Source organism: Bacillus pretiosus (assembly GCF_052947655.1).
Genome location: NZ_CM129593.1, coordinates 3,845,943 through 3,872,285, shown reverse-complemented (window position 1 = coordinate 3,872,285; position 26,343 = coordinate 3,845,943). Strand labels below are relative to the sequence as shown.

29 protein-coding genes and 1 riboswitch are annotated in these 26,343 nt (G+C 33.7%); of the genes, 19 read left to right on the top strand and 10 right to left on the bottom strand.

Annotated elements, in window-relative coordinates; genetic code table 11:
• Window positions 1–28: 28 nt before the first annotated feature.
• Entirely contained in the window at window positions 29–229 is a 201-nt protein-coding gene (locus tag ACU8YW_RS19700; protein WP_000929285.1) for a protein YkzT, read from the bottom strand.
• A 309-nt stretch (window positions 230–538) separates the two neighbouring features.
• Between ACU8YW_RS19700 and kinB the strand changes: the two genes are divergently transcribed.
• Complete coding sequence (gene kinB, locus ACU8YW_RS19695; protein WP_000420378.1) at window positions 539–1,813, top strand: sporulation sensor histidine kinase KinB; 1,275 nt, start codon at window positions 539–541, stop codon at window positions 1,811–1,813.
• 52 nt (window positions 1,814–1,865) lie between these two features.
• On the opposite strand, the gene ACU8YW_RS19690 is transcribed toward kinB, so the two are convergent.
• Window positions 1,866–2,615 carry a DUF3967 domain-containing protein gene (locus tag ACU8YW_RS19690; RefSeq protein ID WP_000387495.1) on the bottom strand — a complete coding sequence of 250 codons (750 nt, stop codon included), beginning with the start codon at window positions 2,613–2,615 and terminating at the stop codon, window positions 1,866–1,868.
• Window positions 2,616–2,851: 236 nt separating this feature from the next.
• On the opposite strand from ACU8YW_RS19690, the gene nucA reads away from it, so the two are divergent.
• Both nucA and comJ read left to right on the top strand, forming a co-directional pair.
• Entirely contained in the window at window positions 2,852–3,286 is a 435-nt protein-coding gene (gene nucA, locus ACU8YW_RS19685; RefSeq protein WP_000811502.1) for a DNA-entry nuclease, read from the top strand.
• A gap of 36 nt (window positions 3,287–3,322) precedes the next feature.
• On the top strand, window positions 3,323–3,712 hold the full coding sequence (comJ, locus tag ACU8YW_RS19680; protein ID WP_048546163.1) for a competence protein ComJ: 390 nt from the start codon (window positions 3,323–3,325) through the stop codon (window positions 3,710–3,712).
• 37 nt (window positions 3,713–3,749) lie between these two features.
• Here the strand turns inward: comJ and metE are convergent, their stop codons facing one another.
• Window positions 3,750–6,038, bottom strand: a complete 2,289-nt coding sequence (gene metE / locus ACU8YW_RS19675) for a 5-methyltetrahydropteroyltriglutamate--homocysteine S-methyltransferase (protein ID WP_426933835.1) — start codon at window positions 6,036–6,038, stop codon at window positions 3,750–3,752.
• Between the two features lie 128 nt (window positions 6,039–6,166).
• Window positions 6,167–6,354: riboswitch (cobalamin riboswitch) on the bottom strand.
• Between the two features lie 354 nt (window positions 6,355–6,708).
• Here metE and ACU8YW_RS19670 point away from each other — a divergent pair.
• Window positions 6,709–7,140, top strand: coding sequence for an NUDIX hydrolase (locus ACU8YW_RS19670; RefSeq protein ID WP_046957439.1), 432 nt, complete (start codon window positions 6,709–6,711; stop codon window positions 7,138–7,140).
• A 190-nt stretch (window positions 7,141–7,330) separates the two neighbouring features.
• Here ACU8YW_RS19670 and ACU8YW_RS19665 read toward each other — a convergent pair whose 3' ends face one another.
• Both ACU8YW_RS19665 and ACU8YW_RS19660 read right to left on the bottom strand, forming a co-directional pair.
• Window positions 7,331–7,888: a PadR family transcriptional regulator gene (locus tag ACU8YW_RS19665; RefSeq protein ID WP_060488391.1), complete on the bottom strand. Its 558-nt coding sequence runs from the start codon at window positions 7,886–7,888 to the stop codon at window positions 7,331–7,333.
• A 91-nt stretch (window positions 7,889–7,979) separates the two neighbouring features.
• The gene (locus ACU8YW_RS19660) at window positions 7,980–9,521 is read right to left on the bottom strand and encodes an MDR family MFS transporter (RefSeq protein ID WP_088064325.1); all 1,542 of its coding nucleotides are present in this window, start codon (window positions 9,519–9,521) and stop codon (window positions 7,980–7,982) included.
• 425 nt (window positions 9,522–9,946) lie between these two features.
• Between ACU8YW_RS19660 and ACU8YW_RS19655 the strand changes: the two genes are divergently transcribed.
• Window positions 9,947–10,447 (top strand): hypothetical protein, encoded by a 501-nt coding sequence (locus ACU8YW_RS19655; protein ID WP_088064324.1) that lies wholly within the window; start codon window positions 9,947–9,949, stop codon window positions 10,445–10,447.
• A gap of 31 nt (window positions 10,448–10,478) precedes the next feature.
• Here the strand turns inward: ACU8YW_RS19655 and ACU8YW_RS19650 are convergent, their stop codons facing one another.
• Entirely contained in the window at window positions 10,479–10,712 is a 234-nt protein-coding gene (locus ACU8YW_RS19650; RefSeq protein WP_000939452.1) for an SPP1 phage holin family protein, read from the bottom strand.
• 163 nt (window positions 10,713–10,875) lie between these two features.
• Between ACU8YW_RS19650 and ACU8YW_RS19645 the strand changes: the two genes are divergently transcribed.
• Window positions 10,876–11,517, top strand: a complete 642-nt coding sequence (locus ACU8YW_RS19645) for a diguanylate cyclase domain-containing protein (protein ID WP_087985096.1) — start codon at window positions 10,876–10,878, stop codon at window positions 11,515–11,517.
• A gap of 659 nt (window positions 11,518–12,176) precedes the next feature.
• Entirely contained in the window at window positions 12,177–12,839 is a 663-nt protein-coding gene (locus ACU8YW_RS19640) for a YkyA family protein (protein ID WP_088064323.1), read from the top strand.
• 31 nt (window positions 12,840–12,870) lie between these two features.
• Here ACU8YW_RS19640 and ACU8YW_RS19635 read toward each other — a convergent pair whose 3' ends face one another.
• Window positions 12,871–13,329 (bottom strand): YkyB family protein, encoded by a 459-nt coding sequence (locus ACU8YW_RS19635; protein ID WP_000804864.1) that lies wholly within the window; start codon window positions 13,327–13,329, stop codon window positions 12,871–12,873.
• 177 nt (window positions 13,330–13,506) lie between these two features.
• Between ACU8YW_RS19635 and ppx the strand changes: the two genes are divergently transcribed.
• Complete coding sequence (ppx, locus tag ACU8YW_RS19630; protein ID WP_046956440.1) at window positions 13,507–15,045, top strand: exopolyphosphatase; 1,539 nt, start codon at window positions 13,507–13,509, stop codon at window positions 15,043–15,045.
• A gap of 107 nt (window positions 15,046–15,152) precedes the next feature.
• Entirely contained in the window at window positions 15,153–17,261 is a 2,109-nt protein-coding gene (locus ACU8YW_RS19625; protein WP_088064322.1) for a polyphosphate kinase, read from the top strand.
• 169 nt (window positions 17,262–17,430) lie between these two features.
• On the opposite strand, the gene ACU8YW_RS19620 is transcribed toward ACU8YW_RS19625, so the two are convergent.
• On the bottom strand, window positions 17,431–17,667 hold the full coding sequence (locus ACU8YW_RS19620; protein WP_000283744.1) for a hypothetical protein: 237 nt from the start codon (window positions 17,665–17,667) through the stop codon (window positions 17,431–17,433).
• Window positions 17,668–17,764: 97 nt separating this feature from the next.
• The gene (locus ACU8YW_RS19615; protein ID WP_048546146.1) at window positions 17,765–18,622 is read right to left on the bottom strand and encodes a metallophosphoesterase; all 858 of its coding nucleotides are present in this window, start codon (window positions 18,620–18,622) and stop codon (window positions 17,765–17,767) included.
• A 244-nt stretch (window positions 18,623–18,866) separates the two neighbouring features.
• On the opposite strand from ACU8YW_RS19615, the gene fadH reads away from it, so the two are divergent.
• The 3 genes from fadH to ACU8YW_RS19600 all read left to right on the top strand — a co-directional run bounded on the left by fadH (window position 18,867) and on the right by ACU8YW_RS19600 (window position 21,775).
• A complete protein-coding gene (gene fadH, locus ACU8YW_RS19610) occupies window positions 18,867–19,631 on the top strand; it encodes a 2,4-dienoyl-CoA reductase (RefSeq protein WP_000660912.1) in 765 nt (254 codons plus the stop codon).
• Window positions 19,632–19,886: 255 nt separating this feature from the next.
• Window positions 19,887–21,104 carry an EAL domain-containing protein gene (locus ACU8YW_RS19605; RefSeq protein WP_000564300.1) on the top strand — a complete coding sequence of 406 codons (1,218 nt, stop codon included), beginning with the start codon at window positions 19,887–19,889 and terminating at the stop codon, window positions 21,102–21,104.
• Window positions 21,105–21,286: 182 nt separating this feature from the next.
• Window positions 21,287–21,775 carry a DUF3993 domain-containing protein gene (locus tag ACU8YW_RS19600; protein ID WP_001233813.1) on the top strand — a complete coding sequence of 163 codons (489 nt, stop codon included), beginning with the start codon at window positions 21,287–21,289 and terminating at the stop codon, window positions 21,773–21,775.
• Between the two features lie 117 nt (window positions 21,776–21,892).
• Here the strand turns inward: ACU8YW_RS19600 and ACU8YW_RS19595 are convergent, their stop codons facing one another.
• Window positions 21,893–22,129, bottom strand: coding sequence for a glutaredoxin family protein (locus ACU8YW_RS19595; RefSeq protein WP_001225788.1), 237 nt, complete (start codon window positions 22,127–22,129; stop codon window positions 21,893–21,895).
• Window positions 22,130–22,362: 233 nt separating this feature from the next.
• Between ACU8YW_RS19595 and ACU8YW_RS19590 the strand changes: the two genes are divergently transcribed.
• The 7 genes from ACU8YW_RS19590 (at window position 22,363) to dapD (ending at window position 26,283) form a co-directional block, all read left to right on the top strand.
• Complete coding sequence (locus tag ACU8YW_RS19590) at window positions 22,363–22,599, top strand: YkuJ family protein (protein WP_000055151.1); 237 nt, start codon at window positions 22,363–22,365, stop codon at window positions 22,597–22,599.
• Between the two features lie 215 nt (window positions 22,600–22,814).
• The gene (locus tag ACU8YW_RS19585) at window positions 22,815–22,964 is read left to right on the top strand and encodes a hypothetical protein (protein WP_087985092.1); all 150 of its coding nucleotides are present in this window, start codon (window positions 22,815–22,817) and stop codon (window positions 22,962–22,964) included.
• Window positions 22,965–23,038: 74 nt separating this feature from the next.
• Entirely contained in the window at window positions 23,039–23,557 is a 519-nt protein-coding gene (locus tag ACU8YW_RS19580) for a ribonuclease H-like YkuK family protein (protein WP_000896655.1), read from the top strand.
• A 108-nt stretch (window positions 23,558–23,665) separates the two neighbouring features.
• On the top strand, window positions 23,666–23,857 hold the full coding sequence (gene abbA, locus ACU8YW_RS19575; protein WP_048546142.1) for an antirepressor AbbA: 192 nt from the start codon (window positions 23,666–23,668) through the stop codon (window positions 23,855–23,857).
• Window positions 23,858–24,018: 161 nt separating this feature from the next.
• Entirely contained in the window at window positions 24,019–24,462 is a 444-nt protein-coding gene (cbpB, locus tag ACU8YW_RS19570) for a cyclic-di-AMP-binding protein CbpB (protein WP_000623572.1), read from the top strand.
• Window positions 24,463–24,604: 142 nt separating this feature from the next.
• A complete protein-coding gene (gene ccpC / locus ACU8YW_RS19565) occupies window positions 24,605–25,489 on the top strand; it encodes a transcriptional regulator CcpC (protein ID WP_002008407.1) in 885 nt (294 codons plus the stop codon).
• Window positions 25,490–25,560: 71 nt separating this feature from the next.
• A complete protein-coding gene (gene dapD, locus ACU8YW_RS19560; RefSeq protein ID WP_000783245.1) occupies window positions 25,561–26,283 on the top strand; it encodes a 2,3,4,5-tetrahydropyridine-2,6-dicarboxylate N-acetyltransferase in 723 nt (240 codons plus the stop codon).
• Window positions 26,284–26,343: the final 60 nt, after the last annotated feature.

Genomic DNA, 26,343 nt, shown 5'->3' with positions numbered 1-26,343 from the left:
TAGAAAAAAAGCCGCTGTAAGCGACTTTTTAATATCCGTACTCCCAATCTATTTCATCTTCATTCCAAAGTACAGAGGATACTTTGCCAAGGTGAACAACTGATTCATTCACAGCACATGTGCAATTTTCTTCTCCGGTTTTATGCTGTAACTCTTCATATACTGATTTTTCAACATTTTCTAGAACGACCAAATTTTCTTCTTTTAAAACAAGCGTAGTACCCGCCATATTTATCTTCCTCCTACTAAAATAATGATCACTTATTTGTAAACATAGATAGTATGGATTATATGCTGTATTTTGCTATAGTTGTCCGTCTCATGAAGTATTTTTTATTTTCTTTGTAATCCGTATTCATTGTATACTGTCAGGCAGAAATTTGGTACAGGGTTTACATTCATTTCGAAAATCTGTAACAATTATTATGTGCTGTTAACAAAGAATTAACAAATATGTTAAGAAAAATCAAAATTTTAAAACAAATAAACCCGTAAAATGATATAATCATATCAAAATACATATAGGGGATGAGAGGCTATGGAGCTGATCCGTGATTTAATGATCCAAATTGCCATCATTATTTTGCCACTATTTTTATATGAAGCGATTCGTTTAAATCGTTATCAAGAAATGCCTCCGAAGCCGAACCGCTACTTTATTATGTTTTTATCCAGCATTACACTCATTCTCTCCATGACATACTCTATTTGTTTTGGTGACATTTGTGGGTATAATTTTCACCCAATCCCGATTGTTAGTGGTTTTTTATATGGTGGGATTGTTGGTTTAATCCCGGCCGTTATTTTTGTTGCATATGAATGGGCGCTAAAGGGAATGAGCCTTCTTCCGGTCATAGAAGTAATATTTCTATTGATAGTTCCATTATTTTTATCAAAGAAATGGTCTCTATTTTCAAGGGATAAGAAGCTAATTTTAGCATTTATGATTTCATCATTGTACGTACTTGTTTCTTTAGTGATTGGTATGATTAACGTTCTGTTAGAAACGGGGTTTACACCACACATTTCACACTTATATAGCGGATATATATTTGCTTCGCTTATTATGGTTATGACTATGGTATTTCAAGTGTACTTAACAGAATATTTAAACGAAAATGCAATATTACGTACAGAGATGCAAAAGTCAGAAAAGCTTAATATTGTAAGTGAGTTGGCAGCAAGTGTTGCACATGAGGTTCGAAATCCGCTCACTGTTGTTCGTGGTTTTATTCAATTGTTAGAAAGTACGGAAGATGTGAAGAATAAGGATTATATGCGTCTCGTATTAGCCGAATTGGATCGGGCAGAACAAATTATTTCAGATTATTTGAATTTAGCAAGGCCGCAAATTGAGAAAAAAGAACACATTTGCTTATCCGCTCAATTAATTGAAATGACAACTCTTATGTCATCATTTGCAGCGATGCAAGGTGTATATTTGCAAGTTGAGATTTCTGAAAGTCTTTATACGATCGGTGATAAGACGAAATTGAAGCAAGCTATTATGAATGTTGTTAAAAATGGTATTGAAGCAATCCAAGGAAATAAAGGATATTTAAAAGTAACGGCTATGCAAAAAGATGAAACGATAGTAATAAGAGTTAAAGATAGTGGTGTTGGAATGACGAAAGAACAGTTAGTAAGACTGGGACAACCGTATTATTCTTTAAAAGAAAAAGGGACAGGATTAGGACTTATGGTAACATTTAGTATTTTACAAGCGCATAATGGTACGCTGGAATATAAAAGCGAAAGTGGGAAAGGAACTGAAGCGATTATTATATTGCCAGCTGTAAGAAATAAGGAATAAAAGTTACCGATGGAAGGTAACTTTTTATTTTATATAGGAAAAAAATATTATTTTATTCAGATGTTTTTTCTTGTTTTGATCGGCTAAATAAACTTCTAAATGATTGAAAAAAACTTTGTTCTTTCGAAGCTGCGACTAATCTTTTTGTTTCTTGAATTTCGCGAATCACTTGCATAAGTTGTGCATCCCGATTGCTGTCTTTATTATAAATTTGATTTACGAGTTTATTCATTTTTTCCTCTTGCTTGGATTCTCGTTTATACATATGATTCATTAATAAGTCCATCTTTTCTTTTTGCAGGGCATCTGTTTGAGCGGCATGATCTACTAACTCTTGTAGCATTTTTTCTTGAGAGCCTTCTTTTACATAAACTTGTTGCATCAATTCATCTAGCTTTTCATCTTTTAAACGATTTTGGGTAATAAGGGTAGAATTTTGATGAATAATTGCTTCATTTAATTGAGCGAGCATTTCAAGTTTTAACATGAACTCCTCAAAGTTACGCCCATCTTCTTTTTCTTTCGTTTGTATTTCTTGCTTATCTTGTATAGCGGGTACAGGCGGGGCCTCTTTTTCTTTTAAAATAATAGGTATCGTTTCTGAAATATCTTCTTGCAGTTTAGCAGCTCTTTCATGTATAGATTTCAATAGTTTTAAATCATCCAGTTTATAAATACGAGCATCAGCTGTTTTTGAAATGATATAACCATGTTCCTCTAACAGTTGGCTATATTTACGGACTATATGTTTTGGGATGCCTGTTTTATTCGTGACATCTTTCGTTTTATAGATAGCTTCCATGTTATTTCCTCCCCAAAAAGTATCGTATATATCATTTCAATCTTTTATGAGGACTTCCTTTAAAAAAGAATGTCGGAAGGTTATTAGTTTTCTACAGCATTAGTGAAAAGATGAAGAAAAATGAGAGTTTTTGGCGGAATGGCGAAGAAGAGCTAAAATAATGTCTGAAAACATATACAGGAGAAGTTTGTTATAATAACTGAGGAAAAGAAACTGGTAGAAGCATGGAGGTATACATGAAGCAATTAAAAGGTATTATCATTTCAATTATTGCAATTCTTTCTATTGTAGTAGCGGTTTATGAAGTACTTGTTCCAGAGGAAACAAGTATCAAAAAAACGAATGCATATGATCAAGTTCTAGAATTTCCGAAAGAGCGATATCCAGAGACAGGGAAACATATTACGGATGCTATAAAAGAAGGACATTCAGAAGTTTGTACAATCGACCGTGGTGGTGCTGCGGATAGAAGAAAATTATCGTTAGCTCCATACCCATCAAAAAAAGGGTATGATCGTGATGAATGGCCAATGGCGATGTGTAAAGAAGGCGGAAAAGGAGCACATATTGAATATATAAGTCCAGCAGATAACCGCGGAGCAGGGTCTTGGGTAGGAAATAAGTTAGATAAATACCCAGATGGTACGCGTGTGAAATTTGACGTAAAGTAGTAGTTGCATATTTCATAATGAAGGAGAAGGGGAACGATGGAGTTAACAATTTCTTATTCGCAATTAATGTTGATGAACTATGACGGTGATCAGCCTTACGTAGACTGGACGGATGAAGATTTTGAAAGAGGTTATGCGAAGGTGGATGGAACTGTTATTTTTGAAGCACTCTCTGATTATACTTGTGAAGTAAAAGTGACCCCTGGGAAACATATTGAGAAAGAAGAGGTGATTAGAACGGTTACAGTTCCTTTTACAGTTAAAAATGAATGTATCGTTGTAACAAGTATTCTTTCGAATAAATTCCAAATCCCTATTCCGAATGGTGAGTATACGGTTGTATTACAGGCAACTCCTCTTGAAGAACCAACGGATGATGAATTATATAAAATACAATACGAATTCTTTTTTGAAAGTAAAGAATAAAAAATGGGTTATCCTCAAAAAGGATAACCCATTTTTGTTATGCGTTTGTTTTTAGCAGGGAACGAGCATCTTTTGCTGCTTGCACCATGTGTTCTAAAGCCGGGATAACTTCTTTCGTTCTTCTCGTTTTTAAACCACAATCAGGATTAATCCAGAAATATTTAGGATCACATACTTCTAAAGATTGTTCTACGATTTTATACATTTCATCTTTACTCGGTACACGTGGGCTATGAATATCATATACACCTAGACCGATGCCTTTTTCGTATGTTGTATGTTTTAATGTGTCAATAAATTCACCGTGACTTCTTGATGTTTCGATAGAAATCACATCTGCATCTAATGCGCGAATCGCATCAACAATATCTTCGAAGTTACTGTAACACATATGCGTATGAATTTGTGTTTCATTTGCTACAGAAGAAGTTGCTAAAAGGAAGGATTGTACTGCCCATGTAATATAAGCATCCCAATCTTTTTCTTTTAGTGGCATTCCTTCACGAAGTGCTGGCTCATCGACTTGGATTACTCGAATTCCGGAAGATTCAAGTAGTTCAATTTCGTGACGAAGAGCTAATGCAATTTGATACGAAACTTCTTTTCTTGGAATGTCATTTCGAACGAAGGACCAATTTAAAATCGTAACAGGTCCAGTTAACATTCCTTTTACAACTTTCTCTGTTAAGCTTTGTGCATAAACTGTTTCCTTAATAGTCATTCCGTTAATAAAGGCAACATCGCCATAAATAACAGGTGGTTTTACGCAGCGAGAACCGTATGATTGTACCCAACCGTTTTTAGTGAATGAGAAACCAGCAAGGCGCTCACCAAAATATTCGACCATGTCAGTTCTTTCGAATTCACCATGTACAAGAACATCAAGACCAATTTCTTCTTGGTAACGAATCCATTTTTCTGTCTCTTTTTCAATAAATTGTTCATATTGTTCATTTGAAATAACACCGTTACGCCATTCTTTTCGAGTTTGACGAACTTCAGTTGTTTGCGGGAAGCTACCAATAGTCGTTGTTGGTAATAACGGTAACTCCAGGGCAACTTGTTGTAATTCGTATCGTTTTTCAAATGGAAGAGGACGTGAAAAATCTTCTTCTTTTAGTGCTGTTCGTGCTGCTTTAACATCTTCTCGGTTACGTGCAGCAGATGAACGAATTGTATGATGTACATTTCGGTATGTTTCCAGCTCATTACTAATGCTTTCTGTACCTTGAGTAAGAGCGGAATGAATAAGAACTAACTCTTCTAATTTTTGATTTGCAAATGCTAACGCATCGAATAGCTCAGTTGATAAGTGAGTTTCTTCTGTTTTATCAATTGGCGTATGCAATAAGCTACAAGAAGGCTGAACGATGAAATCTTTCGTTTGGACTTGTTTTTGTAACGTTGTAAATAACGTAAGAACTTCATCAAGGTCAGCTCTCCAAATGTTACGGCCATCTATACAACCGACAGCTAAAGTTTTATCAGCTGGGAATCCATATTTTGAAATAGCATTTAGATTACCTTCTTTACCATGAACGAAATCTAATCCAATACCGGATACAGGGAATGTAATAATTTCTTCATAGTTTTCTTCTACACTATCAAAATATGTTTGTAAAAGAAGATTCGCATTTGGAACTTCTTTACGAATAGCTTCATAAATTTCTTTTGCTTGTTGAACTTCTTCTTTCGTTAAAGAAGCAAAAATCGGTTCATCAACTTGAATGACTTGTGCACCAGCTGCATGTAGTTCTGAAATCAGTTGTACGTAAGGTGCAACTAACTGTTTTAAAATCGTAGCAAATTGCTCTTGTGTGTAGCCTTTAGCTAATTTTAAGAAAGTATATGGTCCTAAAATAACAGGTTTTCCATCTACTCCTAATTCTTGTTTTGCCTCTTCGTATAAGCGAAGTGGACGATTATCTTTTAAAGAGATTTGTAATCCCTCTTCATATTCAGGAACGATATAATGATAGTTTGTGTTAAACCATTTTGTCATTTCAGAAGCTACGTGATCTTTAGAGCCACGCGCCATTGCGAAATATACATCAAGGTAAGATGTAAACTCAGAAAAACGTGATGGGATAAATCCTAGCATATAAGCAGTATCCAAAACGTGATCATAATATGTAAAGTCGCCAATTGGAATGAGTTCAATCCCTTTTTCTTGCTGTACTTTTACGTGTTGAAGGCGAATTGTTTTCATCTTTGTTAAAAATTGTTCTTCATCGATTTTATTGGACCAAAAAGCTTCCAATGTCTTTTTCCACTCTCGTTGTAGTCCGATACGTGGATAACCTAAGTTACTTGTTTGAATTGCCATTTTAAATTCCTCCCTAATTGAAAGTAAGCATTTCCGTTTACTAGGAAATACCTATAACAAAAAGCATAAAGGCATAGAAAATAAGCCTTCCTTTTTGTTTTAACACCTCATCATCATCCGTGAATCTATCAGTGTTGTTAAAACAGGCAGGTCTCCTGACTTATGCTTCATATAATCTCTTTTACCTTCCCGTTTTCACAGTGGCATAGAAAAGAAATCTCAGCATTTACAGTGGCGGGACCGTGTTGGAGTTTCACCAAGCTTCCCTTTTAAACACGAAACAAAATTTTCGTGTACCTATTTTCCTTTTGAAAGGAAGTTAACAAGCGATATGATATTGAAACAAATTCTAACACAATTTTTGGAATTTTGTCTACTGTTTTAAAATAAGAAAATTCTAAAGTTTTTTATTTTTATTATTCGGATTATTCTGGTTTTTATAAGGCGAAGAAAAGTAAGAGGAATTGAAAGTAAGTACGATTAAACATACAAAAAAGTATGTACTTGTACAGAGCTAAGATGCTAGTTATGTTATTTGAAAATTAATCCATATTCTGGAATGAGGAAGGGGATTGAATGGTTCATTTTGAAATAGTAAGTTATCACAAGAAAGAAAAAGGTTTCTGTATAAAGATACATATACTAAGTTTATAGAAATGGGGAATTTCAATTGGAACAAAGTACACAAAATATTTATTCACCACCAAAACATATAGTTTCAGCAGCGACAATTGTAATTAATGAACAAAAAGAAATCTTATTAATTAAGGGACCTAGAAGAGGATGGGAAATGCCAGGTGGACAAGTTGAAGAAGGAGAGTCTTTGAAGGATGCTGCAATAAGGGAGACTAAAGAGGAGACAGGTGTTGATATTGAAGTTTTAAAATTTTGTGGAGTATTCCAAAATGTGAACCATTCAATATGTAATACGTTGTTTTTAGCTAGACCAGTTGGAGGTAAATTAACGACTACACCAGAAAGTTTGGAAGTAGGGTTCTATCCTATTGAGCAGGCGTTAGAGATGGTGAATTTTATGAATTTCAGACAAAGAATTGAATACAGTTTGGATGAAAATCAACAACCTTTTTATATAGAATTTTAAGAAATAATCTTCTATTATGGGATGCCGGTGATAAATAAATCTTTGTTATATTTTTGAGTGCAGTGAAATAAGTATCTTATAGCGAAAATAAAACAAGCATCCCCGTCCTAAATTAGAACGGGGCTATGCTTGTTTTAGGGTGTAAAAAGAAATAACTTTATTGTCTTTTTACAGTTTCTTCTTTATAAGTTTAATTTGTATCTATATCAATTTCCGACAGTCGCCCTGCAACTGCATCTGTAAGGAGGGTGTTTAACCATTGCAATTCAACTGTAATATGTTCAATAACGCTTTGTAAAATATATAGTTGTGCACGTGGAATTTGTCCTTTACTACAATCATATATAGTTTGCATTTTATGTAAATATTGAACGGTATCATTTTTCTTTTTTTCTAAAATAGGAATTAACTCTTGATCATCACCAAAATGAGCGAAAGAGAGTGCTGAATAAATTGGTTTATATATTTGATTTTTTGCCTCGAATTGTTTTAATAGTAACGTGTGAAATAACCGTTTACCTTCTTCTGTTATATGAAAGATTGTTTTATCGGGTCTATTCGTATCCCGAACAATCGTGGTAATACGAATTGCACCCTGCTTTTCTAATTGCTCGAAGGCGTAGTAAAGTGATCCTTTTGCATATTTAATATAACAATCCATTTGTCGTTCTTTCATGATGTGCTGCACTTCATATGGATGTTTATCCCCTTCGAGTAGCAAGCCGAGAATGACTAGTTTCATGCTCATGCTGTCTCAACTCCTATAAATAAAAACTTTATACATAGTATAAACGGCATATCCGTTTTCATAAAGGGATATGCCGTTTCTTTTCTCTATATTAACTTACTTGCTTTTGTTTTTGTTTCGTTTTTGGACCTGTAAAGAGGCGTTCATTTCCCATAAGTAAAATACAAATAACACTTAGTACAGCCGGGATCAGTGCCCAGAAGAATGTACTGGCAATAGAGGTAGCGAGAGCATCTTTAATACCAGTTAATATTTCAGCTGGAATCTTCTCGGTAGCACCTTGTGATAATAAGAAACTTGTGTCTCCGCCTTTTGGAGCTAATTTAGCTAGTTCTGGAGGGAACACAGTGTTTAATTTAGTAGTAAAAATATGGTTTTGAATTGTACCAAAAATCGTTACACCAAGAGTCATACCGAGTGAACGGAAGAATGAGTTTGTTGATGTAGCAGAACCACGGTCTCGCATTTCTAACTTGTGGATAGAAGACATACTTAAAACTGAGAACGAGAAACCAACTCCAAGTCCAGTGAGAACCATAAATAGCGTTACAAGTAGACGAGGTGTATCCATTGTTAAAGTGCTTAGTAAATAAATACCAATTACGAAGAAAATGCCAGATACCATCATGATGTTACGATAGCTTGTTCGAGAAGCTAACTGTCCACCTGTTTGACTTCCAATTACAGAGCCAACCATCATAGGTGTTAAAATTAATCCAGCATTGGAGGCTGAACCACCGAGAACGCCTTGAACGAAGATTGGGATATAAACTGTACAGATAATAAAAGCGGCACCATAGAAAAAGGCAACGCCTTGGCTAGCTGCGAATAAAGGTTTTTTAAATAGATGGAAAGAAATGATAGGCTCAGTTGCTTTTCGTTCTACGAAGAAGAAAATAATAAGCATAATAACAACTGTTGTAAATAAACCGATAATTACAGTGGAATTCCATGCGTATTCTTTACCACCAAGTTCTAAGGCGAACATTAAGCAAACGATACTAATAACAAGTGTAATAGCGCCAGCCCAATCAATTTTTTGTTTTCTAAATTCTAGAGATTCACTGTAGTATTTAGTAATGAAGAAGAAGGAGATAATTCCTAATGGAATATTAATATAGAAGACCCAATGCCAACTTATATAGTCTGTAATATAAGCACCTAATAAAGGGCCAAATACACTAGATGTCCCGAAAACCGCACCAAATAGCCCTGTCATTTTTCCTCGCTTTTCTGGTGGGAATATATCGTACATAATCGTGAAGGCGATAGGCATAAGAGCACCGCCACCGATCCCTTGAATTGCTCTATAAATACTTAGTTGCTCAATACTAGATGCTGTCCCGCAAAGTGCAGAACCGAATAAGAAAAGAATGAGACCACCAATATAAAAGCGTTTCCGTCCGTACATATCAGAAAGTTTTCCGAAGATAGGCATCCCTGCCATTGTTGCTACCATATATGCAGACGTGACCCAAACAAACTTGTCAAATCCTCCTAGGTCTCCAACAATCGTTGCCATTGCTGTTGCAACGATTGTATTATCCATTGCCGCCATTAAAATACCAAGTAATAAACCTGCAACAACAAATTTTGTATTGTTAGAGTCTTTTTTTGATAATTGAGATTCCAAATATAACCCTCCTTTAATAATAAGTAAACTATATGAAGTTTTGAGTGCAGCGCATAAAAATTTGAAATATAGTTTTTAAAATTAATTTACATAAGTGCACTGACAAAGCCATAAAGAATATTATAGTCAAATTTGACTAAAAGGCAAACTTTTTCTTCCGCCAAAATATTCTGTTGTATGGACAGAGAAAGAGTGAGCAATACTTAGTATTGGTTTAAAGTCAATGAAGGAAATTGTAAAAAAATATTTCAGTAAGAATACCTTCTGTTAACAGAGGAAAAATGGTTTTTTCTTTATATTGTCGAATAGGATAAAAGAAAGAGTAATAACTATATATCGTTTGTAACAAGCTTTATTAATATTGTGTGGAGAGGCAGAATAAGGTCGTATGGATATGATGCATCTGAAATGGGGTGAATATTATTATGAAAATATGGAAACGAATTTCAGATCAAGGTAGGCGTTCAATGCCGCTACAACCGGTGTTATGGATTGATGGCTCAAAAAAAGAAAACGAATGTCCTAATGTAGCAGTTACATTGCAAATCCGTAGTATGTATAAAGAAAAATTTGCATATGAACTGACCTATGATGTAAATGACATACTTATTATTCGAATTGAAGTTGAAAATAAAGGAATGGAAATGATTTCACGAGTTGTAGTAAGTCATATGATTCGAGATTATTTTGCCTATATTCCAAACTCATTAAAGGCTGATAAGGGGATGAGTGAGTTCCTGTTCCAGCTTGTAAGGTGGCGGATTGATAATTTATTACCGAATGAGAAGGTAGAACTAATTTGTAAAATAAAAGCAAATAAAGATAAAGCACTTAAAAACGCATTATTTCAGGCTACATATACATTTCAATATAAAGGAGTATCATATGGTCCACTGCAAACAAATGAAGTTGTTGTGCGGCAATGATAAAAAGGAACCTGTAAGAAAGGTTCCTTTTTTAATGAAGATTGTGTTTTTTGAGTACTTTTTTTTGCTCGATTCCTTTTTTTCCTACATAATTATTTTTATAACCAAAATATAAAATGAAAAGAAAGGAAGCAACATTTACAATAGCATCAATTTGATCGTTTGTAATAAAGTTCACTCCGAAAGAATTAAACAGTAATTTTAATGATAATAGAAAACCTGCTAGTAAACGTATAATATCTGATAGATTCTCTTTTTGTAGCATATAAGTCACCTCTTTCTAAAACGATATATAGTATATATATGAAATAGAATAGAAATGGTAGACAAGCTTAAGCGGAAATGTACACTCAATATGTACATTTTTTATTTTGTAGAAAAACATAATTGTTATAGAAACATATATTGGTATAGAAAGGAGGGGAAGTATGAAACATAAAGGGAAAATTAGTGGGTTATTACTTGGGAATACAGTGGCAGTTACAGAATGGATTGCGCTTCAGGATGTAATTACAAAACTGGATTCGCGATCATTTTATACCGTCTTTATTATTTATATATTGCAAATGATACTCAGCTATTATTTTGGACATTGGTATGATAAAAGAGCGAGTGGGCGTATGGATACGGAAGTAGGGGGAATGGCAAGTAATGATTTTGTAGTTGATTTCTTTGAGAAAGTAGCTGCTTTATCAGAACGGGATTCTCATAATATTACAGTGTACATTCTTTCTGTGAAAGAATGGAAAGAACTAAAAGAAACAGTGCAAGAAAAAAAATTGGAGGTGTTAGTACAAAAATTGGAGAGTACGATTGTAAAGACAATTCGTAAAGGAGATGTCGTTACTAGGTGGGATGAAAATAAGTATGTTATTGTGGCGATTGATAACGGACATGAAAAGTCGACAATAACAAATCGATTAATGAAAAATATTGAAAGTGAAATAGAAAATGGTTTGTTAAGTATGACGCTATTATTTGGAGCTGCTAGTTATCCAATAGGAGGAAAAACTTTTGAAGAATTGTTAAGAAAGGCACAAAATCAATTGTACCAGCATAGGGATTTGTAAGAAAATGAGTGAAACTTTGATTTAAAGAAATATGATATGAAGAAGTTTTTAATGTAACATTTTTTTGACTTTTATTACAAAAAGAACTTTTATTGTAATAAAAGTCTTTAAAAATATATGGAATAAGCATATAATTATGATGGATGTGTCAATGCATTTTGCACAATGTGTTTCATTTTAAAAGTGTAGAGGGAAGCATGCTCTACACTTTTCCTTTTTAGGGAATGACAAGAATAATTGTAAGTTGTTGCAAGTTAGCATTTAAACTGTGTAAAATGAACAAAGAAATTATTTGATAGAAAGCGGAAAGGGAATGATAGAATGATAGACGTGAGAGAACAACGAACATCTTTTATCAGGTGAATTATTACTGTTGTTCTTCAAATTATTATGGCTGTGATGAATTCCGTTGTACTTTTATGTAATACATAGTATGAACAAGTTTTAAAAAGTACCAAGTAAAAGTATATGTAAAGATGGATACGAAACTGCTATTGAGTTCAAAGACGTAAAATGTAATTTCAAGTAATACAATTTGACAAGTATAATAAATAATATCAATGATTTTCGTAAAAAAGGTGCGAGTGTGGAGTTTATAGAAGGGTATATAATTTTCATAGCTTTTTACACGATGATCGTATATAAGTAGGAGGAAAAAGATGTTGAAGTATAGTAAATTAGCAATTGTAACTGCATTATCAATGACTTTATTAGCTGGTTGTTTCGGGCCGAAACCAGAAGAGGAATTATATGTTGCGTTTGAAAATGCTGCAAAGCAAGAAAAAACAATGTTTGAAGATGCAAAGAAACTTGAAACTTTAGAGAAAGAAGGACAAGAATTATATAACCAGATTGTTCAAGAAGGAAAAGATAATAATCAAACTGTTAAGGAAAAACTGAACCAAGCAGTGAAAAATACAGATGAACGAGAAAAAGTGCTAAAAAAAGAAAAAGAATCTTTAAATAAGGCACAAGAAGAAGTGAAATCAGTAGATAAATATGTGAAGAAAATTGAAGATAAGAAATTGAAAGATCAAGCAGGTAAAGTGAAAAGCGCATATGAGAAACGACAAGATTCATTTAACAAGATGTATGATAGCTATAATAAATCGTTAAAACAAGAAAAAGAATTATATACAATGTTACAAGATAAAGGTACAAAATTAAAAGATATTAGTGAAAAGGTAAAAGTAGTAAATCAATCTTATAAGGATATTGAATCAGAAAAAGACAAGTTTAATGAATTTACGAAATCTTATAATACAGAAAAAATAGCTTTTTATAAACAAGCAAATATTAAAATTAAAGAAGAGAAAAAATAAAACAGTTTGGCCTACAATTGGCCAAACTGTTTTATTTTTTTGTATAAGTACGACTATACCATGGAACAGGTTCACTTAATTTTTTTTCTTGTTTCAATGCTTCAGGACCAATATAATCTTGAAGTGTTTTTTTTGCTACTGTTAAAGATAAGGTTGTTTTCGGATTTCGATAGGAGGATTCAAGATGACCAAGATGTGGTAGGATTCGAAAATCTTCTTTGGTAGGAGGAATATGGAAAAAATAATCACCTAAACGTATAAGAACATCAGATTGTTGTTGGCTAAAACGTGGATTTCTAGAAAAATGTAATCCTTCTTTAATAGCTTTTTTCTCAGCAATTAAGCGTTCTAAAGCCGTCTTTTTTAACCAGTATAAATACTTCGGATTAGTTGCAGCTTTAGCATGACGATTCACAACGAAAATAGATTGAGCTAGTCGATTAATAGAATGTTGGTTTTGTAATTGAGATTGTGGTTGTGAAGGCTTCATATTGAATCTCCTTTCAATTTTTCATTATTATAACATAAATAAAAGAGGTTTTTATTATATGCAAAAAGTGATTGTATATATTTTCAATATTAAAGCAATATTGTTACAAAAAACAACTATTTTGTATAATAGTAATAGAACGTGTTTTAGAAATTTGATAATGAAAGAGTGAGAAGTTTGAAAGAAATATTAAAACAGCAATATGCCATTATAGATATTGGATCTAATACAATGCGTTTAGTTATTTATGAAAAGCAAAACGGAGGTTTTTATAAGGAGATTGAAAATACGAAAGTGGTTGCTCGGCTAAGGAATTACTTAATTGATGGTGTGTTAAATGAAGAAGGAATAGAGGTATTGTTACAAACGTTATTTCAATTTCAAGAAAGTACACGATTCCACCAGTTGCATCATGTACTTTGTGTTGCAACAGCAACAATTAGACAGGCTGAGAATCAAGAGGCAATTAAAAAACTGGTTGAAGGACAAACAGACTTTACTCTTAGAGTCTTATCAGAATATGAAGAAGCACGTTACGGCTATTTAGCGGTTATGAATTCAACTTCGTTCTCTGAAGGAATTACAGTAGATATTGGTGGAGGAAGTACAGAAGTTACATATTTTCGAAATAGAGAGATTCTAGAGTACCATAGCTTTCCCTTTGGAGCACTTTCTTTAAAGCAACAATTTATTAAAGAGGATATACCTACTGAAGACGAGTTGGAAAAGATTCAAACGTACTTAGAATATCAATTTCGAACATTACCATGGTTAATTGATAAGAAATTGCCTCTTATTGCAATTGGTGGTAGTGCGAGGAACTTAGTGAAAATCCATCAAAATTTAATTTGTTATCCTATAGCAGGGGTACATTTATATAAAATGAAAGAAGAAGATATTAAAAATGTGAAAGAAGAATTGGAAGCATTGTCGTTCATAGAACTTCAAAAATTGGAAGGATTGGCAAAAGATCGAGCAGATACAATTATTCCAGCAGTCGAAGTTTTTCATACGCTTGTTAATGTTATAGAGGCACCAGCATTTGTGTTAAGTAGAAAAGGGTTACGAGAAGGTGTTTTCTATGAAGAGTTGACAAAAGATTTGGGGATTTCATATTATCCGAACGTAGTCGAAGAAAGTTTGTATTTATTATCACATGAATATGAAATGGATATGGAATTTGTAATGCAGCTTATTAAACATGGAAGACTCATTTGTCAACAACTTGAAGAAACAGGGCTGATTTCTATGTCAGTAAAAGACTGGGAAGTATTCCATCAAGCAGCGAAAGTATTTAATATAGGTAAATATATAGACGAAGAAGCGAGCCGCTTACATACGTTTTATTTATTAGCGAATAAAACAATTGATGGGATGATGCATAAAGAGCGAGTTAGATTAGCGCTTATTGCGTCTTATAAATCAAAAATGTTATTCAAACAACATTTGTCCCCATTTGAAGGATGGTTTGATAAAAATGAACAAAAAAAAATCCGCCTATTAGGGGCTGTTTTACAGTTTTCAGCAGCTCTGAATATAAGACAAAGATCGCTTGTTGAATCGATATCTATAACAGAAAGTAAAGAAGGATTAACATTTAAAATTGTATGTGAGCAATCGGCATTAGCGGAAAAAGTGCAAGCTGAAAAACAAAAAAAGCAGCTGGAAAGAGTGTTGAAAACGACTATTAATTTATCCTTCGAATCAAAACGTTAAGTTGTACGGATGTCTTTACAAAAAATTAACACCTTGGAATATTGTAATTTGCTAAAATAAAAGTAACTAAATTATAGTAAAAAAGTTTCAGGGGAAGTGTGAAGAGGATGGAAATGTTGATGGGGAATATAGTGAATTTAAATGATACAGCTTATTACAATAATCGAGAATTAAGTTGGTTAGCATTTAATGAACGTGTACTACAAGAAGCGCAGGATGAAACAAATCCGCTCTTGGAAAGGTTAAAGTTTATTAGCATTTTCGGTTCCAATTTAGATGAATTCTTTATGGTACGCGTAGCAGGATTGAAAGATCAAGTGAGTGCTGGGTTTAACCAACCAGAAAATAAGGCTGGCTTAACACCAAAAAAGCAATTAAATAAAATTGCGATAAAGGCCCATGAATTAATGACTGTACAATATGATACGTTTAAAAATTATGTGTTGCCAGCGCTGGAGTTAGAGGGGATTGAACGTTTAACATTCCACGATTTGACGAAAGAACAGAGGGAATTTATAGAAGAGTATTTTGATGAGCAGATTTTTCCAGTCTTAACACCTGTAGCTATTGATGCATATCGTCCATTTCCGATGTTATTAAATAAAAGTTTGAATTTAGCTACTCTTTTATATGATGAGAAACAAGTGGAGGAAGAAAACCGCACGAAGTTAGGAATTGTACAAGTTCCTTCATTACTTGAACGTTTCATATTTTTACCGAGTGAGGGGCAAAAGCATAAATTTATTTTATTAGAAGATGTAATTAGTGGTTTTACTCATAAATTATTTACAGGATATAAAGTATCGTCTGTTACTCGTTTCCGTATTACACGCAATGCGGATTTAACGATTCATGAAGAAGGTGCGAGGGATTTATTAAAGGTAATTGAAAAAGAATTAAAAAAGCGTAAGTGGGGAGCTGCTGTACGTTTAGAAGTTGGCAAAGAGCATATTGATGAAAGAGTATTAGCATTATTATATGAGGTGTTGGAAGTAAAAGATGAAGATGTGTATATAATGGATGGACCATTAGATTTAACATGTCTATTTTCTTTATATAAAAAACTAGCTCCTTTATATGAACATCTAGTATATCCGGCTCTTATTCCGCAACGGCCTCAAGACTTGGGGGATGCGGAAGATGTATTCGAAAAAGCAATTGAGCATGATATTTTATTACATCATCCTTTTGAATCATTTCAGCCAGTAGTTGATTTTGTCCGTGATGCGGCAGACGATCCGAATGTACTTGCAATCAAACAAACATTATATCGAGTAAGTGGGGATTCACCGATTATTCAGGCGCTAAAGGTAGCAGCTGAAAAAGGGAAGCAAGTTACGGTATTAGTTGAATTGAAGGCAAGATTTGATGAAGAAAATAATGTGCATTGGGCTAAAGAATTAGAAAAGGCAGGCTGTCACGTTATTTACGGTGTAAGTCATTTAAAAACACATAGTAAAATTACGCTAGTTGTAAGAAGAAAAAACGGAAAAATCGAAAGGTTCGTACATCTCGGGACTGGAAATTATAATGACGCAACAGCAAAGTTATATACTGATTTTGGGTATATTACATCACGAAAAGACTTTGGGGTCGATGCAACAAATTTCTTTAATTATTTGAGTGGTTATACAACCAAGCCACATTTTCATCATTTATCGGTTGCACCATTTGATATAAGAGAGCAATTTATGGATTTAATAGATGAAGAAATCCGTTATCATAGGCAATATGGAAATGGATATATTATCGCTAAGATGAATTCATTAACAGATAAACCATTAATCAAAAAAATGTATGAAGCATCACAAGCTGGAGTAAAGGTAGAGCTCATCGTTCGAGGAACTTGTTGTTTAAGGCCTGGTATTCCAAATGTAAGTGAAAATATTCGGGTAGTTAGTGTTGTCGGGAGATATTTAGAACATAGCCGAATTTATTATTTCCATCATAATGGAGAAGAGAAAATATACTTATCTTCAGCTGACTGGATGACGCGGAATATGGAGAAGAGAGTAGAAATATCTTTCCCGATATTAGATATTGAAATGAAGGCGAGAATTAAGGCGATTTTACAACTTATATTAGCTGATAATGTGAAAACACGTGAACAGAATAAATCTGGTGAGTACTACTATGTTATTAATAGTAGTACAGAAGAAATTGATAGCCAAGTGAAGTTGTTTAAGATGGCGTATCAAAACACGGATGCTGAATAATGAGAACAAAGTAAAAAAACCTCTTTTTTTAAGAGGTTTTTTTACTTTGTTCTCTACTTATTATACATTCTCTAAATAGAAGGATGCGTAGAGAGAATAGTTTTTATTGTAAGCATGTTAATGGATCAGTTAAGAGAGGGAATAACATTGGTAGGATTGTTGGAGTACATTAATAATAGAATGGTTGTTGACAAGGTCCGCCATAACAAGGATAAGGTGTTGGCGGTGGGAAAGGTGGTGGATATGGTGGGTAATACGGTCTAGGACCGAAAGCTAATGCTCCACCGAGCAGTCCACCAGCAATCCCAGCTAGAAATGGAACACCAAAAAACGGAAAGAAGCGTGAGTCGCCTACTGGACCAATAGGTGCTGAACGGACTGGGATTGGTTGATAATATGGATACATGAACAAACCTCCTTTATTGGACTCATTTTTATCATATGGTAAATGAAACGTGGATGAGCGCGTACAAGAAAGGATATGTAAGAAAATAGGCGAATTATTACGAATGTTGGAGCGTAAAAATTGTAATTTCAGGTTTTGCCATAAATCGGAATGGGACGCGTGTTCTGCCAAGACCTCGATTGACATAGAGAGCTAAATCTTGAATCGTATAGAAACCTTCAACATAGTTTTTAGCAAGTGATGGGGTAATAATAGCACCTAAAAAGGGAATTTGTACTTGTCCGCCATGGCTATGACCAGAAAGTTGTAAGTTAACTGGATATTTAGCGATTTGTGGTGCAATATCTGGCTCGTGAACAAGAACAATGTTATAAGTGTTTTGCCTCGCGTGCTGTAGTGTTTTCTCTATTTTGGGTTTGCCTAGTAGTATATCATCAAGACCGAAAATTGAAATTTCACTATTATCCAGTAGACGAATTCTCTTTTCGCTATTTAGTAGTAGTTCAAATCCAGATTCACGCATGATGTGCTCGTAGTATTCCGTTCCATATCCGCCGTGATCATGGTTACCATAAATAGAAAATTTACCGAAGGGTGCTTGTATATTTTTTAAAATAGATGGAACGAAAGGAGTGTCAGTATATGTTTGATAATTATCAATGAGATCACCAGTGAAAAGAACAATGTCAGGTTTTACAGCATTAATTTTAGAAACGATTTGAGATAAATGTTGGAGAGAGAAATAGTATCCGAGATGTAAATCGCTAAATTGAAGAATCTTCATACCATGAAAACTTTTGGGTATGAGTTGTGATTTAAGTGTATGCTCTGTAAAAGAGAGTAAATGAGGCTCAATATATTTAGCGTAATAGTATCCGATGCTAGTGGTTATAAATGAATATAGACAAGTGCGCATTCCAGCTTTAAAAAAATCTCTTCTTGTAATTTTCTTCATAAAAATATGAGTATACCTATTTAACTTATATCACATGTTTTCGTTACATTTATAGGTTACTCAAATCTCCTTTCAGTTTATTTAAAATATATTTTAAATAATAAAAAAGTAGTATAGATTACGAAAAAAACGAATAAAAAGAAACCTCTTTACGTTAAAATATCAGAAAAGTTTAAAAATATAAAGATTTCTATTAAATAAAATGATAAAATGAATGTGTATTCATTTTTGGGAGGGGATGTATGTGAAAGAAAAGGTAGTTATTATAACAGGTGGATCGAGCGGAATGGGAAAAGGAATGGCGACCCGTTTTGCAAAAGAAGGGGCACGAGTTGTTATTACAGGACGTACAAAGGAAAAACTAGAGGAAACAAAGTTGGAAATTGAACAATTTCCGGGGCAAGTATTACCCGTACAAATGGATGTAAGAAATACTGATGACATTCAGAAAATGATTGAAGAGATTGATGAGAAGTTTGGTCGAATTGATGTTTTAATAAACAATGCAGCTGGAAACTTTATTTGTCCAGCAGAAGATTTATCCGTGAATGGCTGGAATTCAGTCATTAATATTGTATTAAACGGTACATTTTACTGCAGCCATGCTGTCGGAAAATATTGGATTGAAAAAGGCATAAAAGGGAATATCATTAACATGGTAGCAACATATGCATGGGATGCAGGTCCGGGAGTTATTCATTCGGCTGCTGCGAAGGCTGGAGTATTAGCAATGACGAAGACACTCGCTGTTGAGTGGGGCCGTAAATATGGAATACGAGTTAATGCTATCGCGCCAGGACCAATTGAACGTACGGGCGGTGCTGATAAATTATGGATTTCAGAAGAAATGGCTAAGCGTACGATACAAAGTGTTCCGCTTGGAAGACTGGGCACGCCAGAAGAAATTGCAGGTCTAGCTTATTATTTATGTTCAGATGAAGCTGCGTACATAAATGGAACTTGCATGACAATGGATGGAGGACAACATTTACATCAATATCCATTTTAAAAGGGATAAGAAAATGAATGTTTGATTCATATTCTCACGGTTAAATGTGACGGAATTGTGACATGTGAAAGAAAAGTGTTTACAAGAGGTCATATATACGTTATATTTAAGACCTCTTTTTTCTTCATAGTAGAATTGCTAATTCCCCTTAGCATTTTACCCCTCTAATCCCTTCAGGAAAACTGAAGGGATTTTTTATTATTTTTCCGTAAATATCATGTTATAATTTTTGAAAAGTAAAGGGAGGGAAGTACATTGATAGATGCATTAGATGTAATGAGTAACTTGGATAAAGTCCTTCCTTATTATCAAGCTATTTTTAGTGCTGATGAGCATACTGTAATTGGATATGAGGTAGTAGGACGTATTCAAACAGAAGAGGGCATACAAAGTTTAGCTTCTTTCTTTCATGATGATTCTATTCCGAGTGAGTTTCAACTGGAAGCGGATAACATTATAGTAGAAAAAGCTTTAAATCGTTATTTAGAAAGTGATCAAAAACTATTATTATTCATACATCGGAATGCTAACGTATTAATGAACGATGATGATGAAAGTTTACTTCAACTTTTATTGATGTATGAAGAGCAAGGTTTAAATTTGAAACACATTGTTTTAGAAATTACAGAACATGAATGTAAAGAAGATATAGAGCAATTTAATCATTTGCTTATGTATTATCGTACATATGGTATTCAAATTTCGATTAATAAAGTCGGAACGGGTACAAGTAATTTAGAACGTATTAGCGTGTTAGCACCGGATATTTTAAAAGTAGATTTAACAAACTTAAGGCAAACTGCACTTTTACAATCTTATCAAGATATTTTATATTCTTTATCATTACTTGCTAGAAGAATTGGTGCAACATTGTTATATGAAGAAATAGATGCTTTTTATCAACTACAATATGCTTGGAAAAACGGTGGTAGATATTATCAAGGGAATTATTTGAAAGAGTGCTTACCTGATTTTATTGAAACGAATGTTTTGAAAGAACGACTTGGTAATGAGTGTCATCAATTTATTCAACATGAGAAGAAGAAATTACAAAAAATTTATAATTTAACAGAAATGTTACGTGATCGAATTGGTGATGTTCTAGCCAAACAGAAAAAGAATGAAGATATAAATGATTGGTTATTACAATTTAGCCAAAGTGTATCACAGTGTAGTTTCCGCATATTTATTTGTAACGAAGATGGTTTCCAACAATCAGGAAACGTTATGAAAAAAGATGGGGAATGGATTGTGATGCCTGAGTATTATATGAAGAACTGGAGTTGGCGTCCGTATTTTCTAGAAAATATTATGAAAATGCGTTTTGAGAATAAGGCAAGACTTTCAGATTTATATGCTGATATTGAAACCGGTGAGATGGTACGAACATTTTCCTTCCCAATTGATGATGAAAACTTTTTATTTATAGATTTATCGTATGAATATTTATATGAAGAAGATGTTTTATTTTAATGCACGAAGAGATTCGTGCATTTTTTGTTTGTTTTTATCATAAATTGGTAATAGTGAAAATGGTGATGAAAATGCTGTCTATCGTTGTAAAGATTTTACGAACGAAACCACCCCTGTCTTTGCATAATCATTGTTACAATGAATACTACAAAGACAAGTTTTCTTAAAAGGAAGGTGAAAAAATGAGGAAATATGGAATATGGTTAGTTCTATTTGTATGCGTTGCCTTTCTAGTTGGTTATAGTGTCACAACTGTTTTAGGAAAAGAGGAAGTGAAAGTCGATCGGGAAGAAGTGTTTACAACGATACAAAAGGGCTATGAAACCCAATTTTCAATTCGTGGGAAGCATTTGCCGATGAATAAGATGATAGAAACGTTATCACCATATTTTACAGAGAATTTCCTTCAAGTATTTACAGATGAAAATAGTAGAAGTGATAAACAAAGTGGTGAATATTTACTTCCAGCAAAAGAAGCGCCGTTTTCTTTTCATTCAGAAACGAAAATGTCATATGATGAAGAGCATAAAATTTTATATGTATATGAGCGGGCGAAAAGTGGACAATATCAAATTGTAACATTGCAAAGAGATCAAGGGAAATGGAAATTGGCCGGATATCATGAAAGCCAAGAACTTTTAACTGAAATAAAACGATTACAACAATTATAAAGTGAAACTGTAATTGGTGGGGGATGTTTATCTCTCACTGATTAATAGCTCGCACCAATCGGGCTATTACTGCCCACAAATAGTGGGATAAAAATAAGAATAGGTCTTTACCTATTCTTATTCAATATTGAGTAGCTGTTGTAATTTTTCAATTTGAAAACCAGCAACAACTTCTCCATCAATTACAACTGTTGGAGTTGAATACGAATCATAGTCGTATAAAAGACGATTGCGTGCAGCAGCGTCTTTTTTTACGTCAAATTCTTCATATACAACGTTATTATGCTTTAAAAATTCTTTCACAATGACACATGGCGGACAATCAGGTTGTGTGTAAACCTCAATTTTTCTCATTGTAATTCCTCCTTTTTTCTGTTTTTTATTATATTCTTCCAGTATAAAAATCGCAATAAAGAAGGGAAAAGATGTTCTTTCTGTTTTTTCCTTCGCATTTCGACAAATTTTTAGTTGAGTTTCTGGCCAATAACCTTTATCCTAGACTGTGGAACATTTTTTCTGTTATGACGGATAGAATGAGTATAGCTGTAAAACCTATTGGTAGGAAGATCAGAGAAAGGAGAGATTTCATGTCTCTACTCCAAGGAATTTTAACTCGACTTGTTAGTCTACAAGAACAAGCTGAAAGCGGTGAAGTAGCACAACGCTATTTTGAAGTGAACGGTGAGCGCAAATGTAGCGTGAAATTTTTCGATAAAAGTGAAATGTATGAGTTAGAAGTGTATCAACAAGGTGAAAAACCTCAAGTGTATCAATTCGATAATATCGATATGGTTGCAATTGAGATTTACGATATCATTTCTTGATACATATAAAAAAGGTGTTGCCATATGGCAACACCTTTTTTAGTTCTATTACTTTTTAGCATATATGTATAGGGAGTTTTCATTTTTCCTACAATGGTAATAAAGTGAAATTGTAATCAGTGGGGCTTCTTCGTCCTATACTGAATATTAGTCATCACCAATTGGTTGTTTACAGATAGCAAAAGCGAGATAAAAATAACGAGGAGGTGTGTTGTATGGAACGTTTACCAGTTGTGCTTTGTCCTAAATGTCACAATTCTGCTGAGATTATTCATGTATTAACAGCTCAATCGAATCAAAATGTAATTTATACGTGCCAAGTTTGCCATTATGTAATTCGAAATATTGAAACGAATAAAGGATAGGAAGTTATAATTTTTATTTTTGTCCCATACAATGAGAATACGAAAAGTCTGTCTAATTGAAAGGACGTGACTATGTGGCCGGTGAACATACATTTTATAATGTTTCAGAGAGACATTTAAATTTTGATATGGTCTTTAGCCGTATTTGTAGTTTTATTGAAAAGGATCCACGAAATTTATATCGCTTATCCATTGGGACAGACTCACAAGCACATCAAAAGGATACGAGGTTTATTACGGCAATTCATATTCATCGCGTTGGAAAAGGTGCCTGGGGGTGTTTACACCATAAATCAGTGAAAGATAAGCCAGCAACTTTACGTGAGAAAATATATTTAGAAACGCAGTTTAGCCAAGAGATCGCATGCCTATTTACTCCAAATCATATACAAACAATATGGGATTTATTGCATCCATATGCTCAAGAGGGAGCTGGATTTATAATGGAAATTCACTTGGATATCGGAAATGATGGTTTAACAAAAGAATTTATTCTAGATATGACAGCGAAAATTCAAGCGATGGGATTAACTGCAAAAATTAAGCCAGATGCTTATGCGGCGTTTAGTTATGCAAATCGATATACGAAATAAAAAACAATTTTTATATATCCTTTGCTAAAAACTGAATATTACATCTATTAAATAGGTTGGAAATTATATATAATAAGAGTAACGATGCGAGTATAAGGAGAGGGGTATATGAAAAGGGAATTTGTTTTAACAGAAGAAGAAGAGAGTTTGTTACTAGATATTCTATTTCAGCAAAATTATGCGAGTGAAATTTTAGCTGTGGAAATTACAGATATTGAGAATGGTTTAAAACAGACAGATGTGACACAATATAAAAAAATCACAAGGTTATTTTACAGATTAAAAAATAAGGGGTATTAAGCGCTACCGGGATGGTAGTCTTTTTTTTGTGTTGTATGCTAAAATAGCTGTGTAATTTTGTTTTTATTGAAATAAAGTAAGGACAAAATAATAATATGAAAACGCTGTCATAAAATATGAATAGATTCGGTGATTAAAAGTAGGAAAATGGGGGATGTAATATGATTAGTATTCCGAAAGACGAGTTTCAACAAATTTTTGTGAAAGATTTAATGATTTCATCAGAAAAAGTAGCACATGTCCAAATGGGGAATGGTTTAGAGCATGCTTTACTCGTTCTTGTGAAATCTGGATATTCGGCGATACCTGTTTTGGACCCGATGTATAAATTGCATGGGTTAATTAGTACTGCTATGATTTTAGATGGTATGTTAGGGTTAGAACGTATTGAGTTTGAAAGACTTGACGAAATGAAAGTAGAACAGGTGATGAAGGAAGACATTCCGGTTCTTAAGTTAGAAGATTCGTTTGCAAAAGCTTTAGAAATGACAATTGATCATCCTTTTATTTGCGCTGTCAATGAAGATGGGTATTTTGAGGGGATTTTAACACGTCGGGCTATTTTAAAATTGTTGAATAAAAAAGTAAGGCAACATAATCGATAATGTGAGAAAAGTGACTTCATAGAAGCGGAGAAGTCACTTTTTTTTCGTGCATATCAGTTGTGTATGTATTATATTTAAAAAGATAAAAAATATAAGAGTATATAGTTAAATTAAGGATGAAAAGCTTATTGAGATAAGGTGTATGGAAGCTAAGGAAAGAGGGAGAAAGTTGCAAATTGATGATTTTCAAATGATGGTTGTGTTAGCTCAGGAATCAAATATGAGAAAAGCGGCGGAACGTTTATTTGTTTCACAACCTGCGCTTAGTCAACGATTACAATCTATGGAGAAACAATGGGGAATGAAGTTTTTTATTCGCTCACAAAAAGGATTGACAATTACACCTGAAGGGGAAAAAGTCGCAAATTATGCAAAAGAAATGCTGCAAAAGGAAGAGGATATTAAAAGTGAGCTAGCTGTTTTTAGAACAGAAACTCACGGAACGTTAAAAATAGCTGTTGCATCAGTTATTGGTCAATATTGGCTTCCTCCTGTTTTGAAGAAGTTTGTACATAAATACCCTTCTGTGAAAATATCGCTGTTTACTGGCTGGAGTAGTGAAGTACAAAAGCAATTTTATGAAGGGGACGTTCATGTTGCTATATTGAGAGGAACACAAGAATATAAAGGTCAGAAGCAACAATTATTTGAAGATGAACTTTATTTAGTGGATAAAGAAATAAAAGATATTACGATGTTAAAAGAAACAAATAGACCATTTATTCAATTTAAAAGTGATTCGACTTATTATGGACAAATACAAAATTGGTGGTATGGTTTATTTTCTAATCCACCTAAGAGAACAATTGTGGTTGATCAAATTGAGACTTGCAAGCAACTCGTTTTAAATGGTATAGGTTATGCTCTTTTACCTTCTACTGTTTTAAAAGAAGTACAGGAAAATATGTATAAAACACCTGTTCAATTAACGAGAGAAACATGGTTATTGACGAGTGAATCGGCCAGACAATTGAAGCAAGTAAGGGCATTTTTAGAAATTATAGAAGAAATTCAAATGGAAAAATAGGATTATTATCTTGCTACTCGCTCTATCGTTTGGTAGAGTAACATTATAAATGGATTTAGGAGGCAACAAGAATGAAAATGATGGACGCTAACGAAATTATTTCGTTTATTCAAAAAAGTGAAAAGAAAACTCCTGTAAAGGTATACATAAAAGGGGATTTAAAAGAAGTAACATTCCCTGAAACGGTACAAGCATTTGTAAATAAAAAGTCTGGTGTATTATTTGGAGAATGGTCTGAAATTAAGACAATTCTTGATGAAAATAGCAAGCACATCGTTGATTACGTTGTTGAAAATGACCGTCGTAATTCTGCAATTCCAATGCTTGATTTAAAAGGTATTAAAGCTCGTATTGAGCCAGGCGCGATTATTCGTGATCACGTTGAAATCGGCGACAACGCTGTTATTATGATGAATGCAACAATTAATATCGGTGCTGTAATTGGTGAAGGTACTATGATTGACATGAACGCGGTACTTGGTGGACGTGCAACTGTTGGTAAGAACTGTCACGTAGGTGCAGGTGCAGTACTTGCAGGTGTTATTGAGCCGCCTTCAGCAAAACCAGTTATCGTTGAAGATGATGTTGTAATTGGTGCAAACGTAGTTGTGTTAGAGGGAGTTACAGTAGGTAAGGGTGCAGTTGTAGCAGCAGGAGCTGTTGTAACAGAAGATGTACCTCCATATACAGTTGTTGCCGGTACTCCAGCACGTGTAATTAAAGAGATTGATGAGAAGACAAAAGCAAAAACTGAAATTAAACAAGAGCTTCGTCAATTAAACCCAGAGAAATAAACACAAAAAAAGCGTAAGAGCATAACAGGCTCTTGCGCTTTTTATAGATAGAGGTGCAAA

What these genes read in the sequence shown, in the direction of transcription:
- ACU8YW_RS19590 (WP_000055151.1), top strand. Translation starts at nt 22,363, where the DNA reads ATGTCTCTACTCCAAGGAATTTTAACTCGACTTGTTAGTCTACAAGAA.
- dapD (WP_000783245.1), top strand. Translation starts at nt 25,561, where the DNA reads ATGAAAATGATGGACGCTAACGAAATTATTTCGTTTATTCAAAAAAGT.
- ACU8YW_RS19595 (WP_001225788.1), bottom strand. Translation starts at nt 22,129, where the DNA reads ATGAGAAAAATTGAGGTTTACACACAACCTGATTGTCCGCCATGTGTC.
- metE (WP_426933835.1), bottom strand. Translation starts at nt 6,038, where the DNA reads ATGGCAATTCAAACAAGTAACTTAGGTTATCCACGTATCGGACTACAA.
- ACU8YW_RS19650 (WP_000939452.1), bottom strand. Translation starts at nt 10,712, where the DNA reads ATGCTACAAAAAGAGAATCTATCAGATATTATACGTTTACTAGCAGGT.
- ACU8YW_RS19700 (WP_000929285.1), bottom strand. Translation starts at nt 229, where the DNA reads ATGGCGGGTACTACGCTTGTTTTAAAAGAAGAAAATTTGGTCGTTCTA.
- ACU8YW_RS19635 (WP_000804864.1), bottom strand. Translation starts at nt 13,329, where the DNA reads ATGAAGCCTTCACAACCACAATCTCAATTACAAAACCAACATTCTATT.
- ACU8YW_RS19655 (WP_088064324.1), top strand. Translation starts at nt 9,947, where the DNA reads ATGAAAATATGGAAACGAATTTCAGATCAAGGTAGGCGTTCAATGCCG.
- ACU8YW_RS19665 (WP_060488391.1), bottom strand. Translation starts at nt 7,888, where the DNA reads ATGAGCATGAAACTAGTCATTCTCGGCTTGCTACTCGAAGGGGATAAA.
- kinB (WP_000420378.1), top strand. Translation starts at nt 539, where the DNA reads ATGGAGCTGATCCGTGATTTAATGATCCAAATTGCCATCATTATTTTG.
- cbpB (WP_000623572.1), top strand. Translation starts at nt 24,019, where the DNA reads ATGATTAGTATTCCGAAAGACGAGTTTCAACAAATTTTTGTGAAAGAT.
- ACU8YW_RS19615 (WP_048546146.1), bottom strand. Translation starts at nt 18,622, where the DNA reads ATGAAGAAAATTACAAGAAGAGATTTTTTTAAAGCTGGAATGCGCACT.
- ACU8YW_RS19645 (WP_087985096.1), top strand. Translation starts at nt 10,876, where the DNA reads ATGAAACATAAAGGGAAAATTAGTGGGTTATTACTTGGGAATACAGTG.
- ACU8YW_RS19625 (WP_088064322.1), top strand. Translation starts at nt 15,153, where the DNA reads ATGGAAATGTTGATGGGGAATATAGTGAATTTAAATGATACAGCTTAT.
- nucA (WP_000811502.1), top strand. Translation starts at nt 2,852, where the DNA reads ATGAAGCAATTAAAAGGTATTATCATTTCAATTATTGCAATTCTTTCT.
- ACU8YW_RS19690 (WP_000387495.1), bottom strand. Translation starts at nt 2,615, where the DNA reads ATGGAAGCTATCTATAAAACGAAAGATGTCACGAATAAAACAGGCATC.
- comJ (WP_048546163.1), top strand. Translation starts at nt 3,323, where the DNA reads ATGGAGTTAACAATTTCTTATTCGCAATTAATGTTGATGAACTATGAC.
- ACU8YW_RS19620 (WP_000283744.1), bottom strand. Translation starts at nt 17,667, where the DNA reads ATGTATCCATATTATCAACCAATCCCAGTCCGTTCAGCACCTATTGGT.
- ACU8YW_RS19600 (WP_001233813.1), top strand. Translation starts at nt 21,287, where the DNA reads ATGAGGAAATATGGAATATGGTTAGTTCTATTTGTATGCGTTGCCTTT.
- ACU8YW_RS19640 (WP_088064323.1), top strand. Translation starts at nt 12,177, where the DNA reads ATGTTGAAGTATAGTAAATTAGCAATTGTAACTGCATTATCAATGACT.
- ccpC (WP_002008407.1), top strand. Translation starts at nt 24,605, where the DNA reads ATGGAAGCTAAGGAAAGAGGGAGAAAGTTGCAAATTGATGATTTTCAA.
- ACU8YW_RS19585 (WP_087985092.1), top strand. Translation starts at nt 22,815, where the DNA reads ATGGAACGTTTACCAGTTGTGCTTTGTCCTAAATGTCACAATTCTGCT.
- abbA (WP_048546142.1), top strand. Translation starts at nt 23,666, where the DNA reads ATGAAAAGGGAATTTGTTTTAACAGAAGAAGAAGAGAGTTTGTTACTA.